Here is a 3797-nt window from a genome sequence, read left to right on the forward strand (position 1 = left end):
GCTTCGGGTGGTGGATTCGACGACCGTCACGGTCGGGAAAAACCGCCTGCCATGGGCGCCGTATCACGGCGAACGCGCCGGAGTGAAGCTGCACGTCGCGTATTCGCCGGAATCCTCGTTGCCGGCAGACGTGGTGGAAACCATCGGACTGCGTCATGATGGCCCGGTGGGAGAACAGTTGACGAACGCTCAACAAGTGCTGGTGGAAGACCGGGCGTATTTCAAAATCGAACGCCTCGATCGATTTGTGGAGCAGCATCAGCTCTTTGTCATTCGGATGAAGGACAACATCGAACTTCGTCAGAAAAAAAGCTTGAAACGCCTTTCCAGCACATCCTCATCGGTTCAAGCCGACCTCACGTGCCAGTTGGGGACGAAACAATGCCGCTCCACCAAGCGTCACCGGGTGGTGATCTTTCGAGATGCGAATGGCCGCGACATTCGGGTCGTGACGAACCTCTTCCATGCGTCTGCGGAAACCATTGCCGACATGTACCAACAACGTTGGACTGTTGAGGTCTTTTTCCGTTGGGTGAAGCAATATCTGAATGTCCCGACCTTGTTTGGCACGACGGAAAATGCGGTATACAATCAGCTGTTTGGGGCGTTCATTGCGTATGTGTTGCTGCGATGGCTGTATGATCAAACCAAAAAACGGACGAACGTCTCTCTTTCCTTCATTTCGTTTGTTCGCCGTTTTTTCTCTGGGCAGCTTCCTCTCGATTGGAAATCCGGGATGGCCGCTGCTTTGTTTGAGTATGCCCAAATTTATGGAAGGCGTATGTATAATTTTGGATAATCAACACTCGTGGTATCATCTTAAAAAAACAGGAAGAAAAAAAGGAAGCTCCGCCAGCCTTAACAAATCAAGAGGAACTTCTTATGGAAATTTTCGATTTGTTGAAAAAGCAGCAATTGGAAAGAGAATAACTCAATACTATAACAGAGTCTTCCCCTCGGTTAAAGGGACAGGCTCCGTTTTTTGGCGAAGAGCGACAGGTACTGTTCATCAAGATAATGTTAAATCTCAAACAGCCTAATTAGCACGTTTTCATCACCACGAATCAATATTTCTTCATAATGAGTCAAAGGATTATCTGTGTATCTCCAATTTCGCGTATTTTTTTTATTACAATCCCATATCACACCTGTAGGCCAATTTTTAGGTATTTCTCTATTAAAGAAAACAGCGGCACCAAAAATTGGACATCCCCAATGCTTAGAAGCACCTGCAAATCCATGTTTTGCAAAAAGTACATCACCTGAATTGTCTTCACCAATTGGATGAAATTGATGCACTAAGTCTAAGATCACATCGATACCAGGATTTTTTAACCTTTCCTTCTTAATCCCAAATACATCATAACAAACTGCCATATAAAATTTCTTGCCTTTTAATTCAAACACTCTTGAATAACTATCTTCTAAAGATAAATAGGAATCTGCCCCATCAATCTCTTCAAAATCGGTTGGATAAAACTTCCTACCAATGGCTTGTAATCCATTCCTTGTAAACAACACGGCCATTTGATCCAAGCCGCAACGCCCATCTATTCCCAAGCAAATAGCCATATTACTATTTAACTTTTCCAAATATTGTACAATAACTTTATTGAGTCTTGCATATAAGGTTTTAGGATCATTGCTCGTCTGATAAAAACCGGCAGGTAGCAATATCAAGTCCGCTTTTTGATCCAATTTATCTATAAGTTCGAAAAGCAGCCGAGTTCTACTCTCATTGGTATAGTGACCATCCGATTGTAAACAAGCTGTAGCAATTCGAACTTTTTCACTGGATTTATTATTTTCCTTTTTTTCAGTATCAATATTTAAAACTAGTGACTTGAATAATTCGACATCCTCTTCCTTGTTTGGATCAAGTTCGCACCAAGTGTAATCCAGCAAAGATATGCGAACCGTAGGTTGTAACCCTTTAATCAAAGGTAAAAAATCCCTCAGAGTATCATACCAGGCCCTTTGTTCATCCCTATCATGAGGGTTATTATCCTTAGACATTATCTTTTCACATTGTTCAATCCACTTATTAACGTTAAATCCTGTTTTTAACCCTTTTGGATAATGGGTTAACGATATTTTTCTCGCTTCGGAAAAATGTTGAGATTCATCAAGTTCAACCACAAATCCTGGCTGAGGTATATATAGGTCACAAGACTTTAGAAATTTGCTCCTAACAAAACTTTCATTACCTCTGTAATTCTTTAATGCATTATAAATAGTCGCTAAATCTTTATAATAACTATCATGGATATAATCCTCCAACCGGGCTTTGATCTCCATCTTATGTTCGATCTTGACATTTCCGAAAATAACTCTAAACATATCAATTATCGTATTTTTACATTCGCTGCATCGATGATTATGCTTGTTCTTTATCCCCCCTTTACTTCTTGCTACATGACAATCTTTATTATCTTTTTCGGGTCCGGTCTTAATTTGAGACGGCGCTTTACTTACAATTTTAAACCCCAGTTTCTCTAGGAAGTTATTCGTCTCTACCCCACCACTAAATTCCCAAGGTTGCAGCTCTTTTCCATTTGCATATTTATTTGCTAGGGATAAAACATATTTAGGCGGATACAGTTTATTGTTATAGAAAAGTTGGAATTTCGTTGAATTTCTACTCGCTGGTATACCATTTTCATCAATCTCTTTAATTGCCATGAATACATGATCCTTTTTTATATTGTCAGGAATCACTTACCCTTACCTCCCTTAATAACAGCCCTATACCTTCTCTCACAGTCAAAGCGATACCTTTTCACTCACCAAAACTATACATAGTTTTAATAAAAAATCCTGTCGAAACTTGTCGTAAAAAACAGAAGCCTTACAGCTTCTGTGTCTAGAAGCTGGATCAGAACATCGCTTCTGAGTGATGTTGAGTCAGCCTCCTGCTTAAATGTGCTTTTTTATTCTTATCTACTTGACAGGGATCACTTCAAACGTTAATGCATCCGTAACTGTCATCACCAGTGTCCCCTTTTCTTCAAAGGAGTAGCCACCGCTAAACTTCTAAAACAATTACGTTCTTTTAGTGAAAAGTTGAGATAATTGTGAATGAGAAGCTAAAAAATTATAATTGCACACCAGGCGTGTTGATTATCCAATAAAATCCAAAGGGTATAGAAAAAAGAGCACCTTTCCTGTAGAATGTGAGTAGCGACACAAACAAACCTAGGAGGTGCTCTCTATGAACAAGCATACCACACTCCCGAATTTGATGCAAAAACTTGTTTCGGATGAAGAGATTCAACGGATTGCCGAAGCGGTTGGGGATCGTGATTCGTCTCGAACCTTTACGTTGCGCGAGTTGATTCACTTCTTCCTGCTGGTCGCCATGCATCAATGGAAAAGCTTTCGCCACGGAGCCGATGTGGGGCCTCTGTATGGATTGCCGCGATTCCATTATTCCACAGTATCCAAGAAAGCGAAAGAAGTTCCCTATGACATCATGAAACGCTTGTTGGCGTTGATCATTTGTAACTATTCACTCCGATAGTAGTATGTAAAGATGCGCAACACAAATAGGGCATCCCCGTAATAGAAAATGCCCTAAGTGGTAGAAAGAACATGATCAAGCGTGTCACCCGTCAACAGAAGACATAACGAATCCCACACGTTTTTTTCGTGTTTCGTCAGTGTGGAAACGATGCTTCTTGTGATACAAAAAGACTGGGCGAATGTTTCTTCGCGAAACGTACCCGAAATGTTCTCTTTGACTTTGACCATGCGAAGATCGCGTTCGGCTTGGTTGTTGTCAAAGGGAACATGTACTT

At 41.0% G+C, this 3797-nt stretch carries 3 protein-coding genes and 1 pseudogene; 2 read left to right on the forward strand and 2 right to left on the reverse strand.

Going from position 1 to position 3797, the window contains the following annotated elements; all coding sequences use genetic code 11:
- The coding region (locus tag LH47_RS14295; protein ID WP_043968629.1) for an IS4 family transposase at positions 1–799 on the forward strand (799 nt) is incomplete at its 5' end.
- Positions 800–1020: 221 nt separating this feature from the next.
- On the opposite strand, the gene LH47_RS16270 is transcribed toward LH47_RS14295, so the two are convergent.
- Positions 1021–2682 (reverse strand): carbon-nitrogen hydrolase family protein, encoded by a 1662-nt coding sequence (locus tag LH47_RS16270; RefSeq protein WP_152619637.1) that lies wholly within the window; start codon positions 2680–2682, stop codon positions 1021–1023.
- A 529-nt stretch (positions 2683–3211) separates the two neighbouring features.
- Between LH47_RS16270 and LH47_RS14310 the strand changes: the two are divergent.
- A pseudogene (locus tag LH47_RS14310) lies at positions 3212–3517 on the forward strand (IS4 family transposase); the annotation flags it as partial.
- A 56-nt stretch (positions 3518–3573) separates the two neighbouring features.
- Here LH47_RS14310 and LH47_RS15720 read toward each other — a convergent pair.
- Positions 3574–3797: IS66 family transposase (locus tag LH47_RS15720; protein WP_043968765.1), on the reverse strand; the 224-nt coding region annotated here is incomplete at its 5' end.

This window comes from Anoxybacillus thermarum (assembly GCF_000836725.1).
GTDB lineage: Bacteria > Bacillota > Bacilli > Bacillales > Anoxybacillaceae > Anoxybacillus > Anoxybacillus thermarum.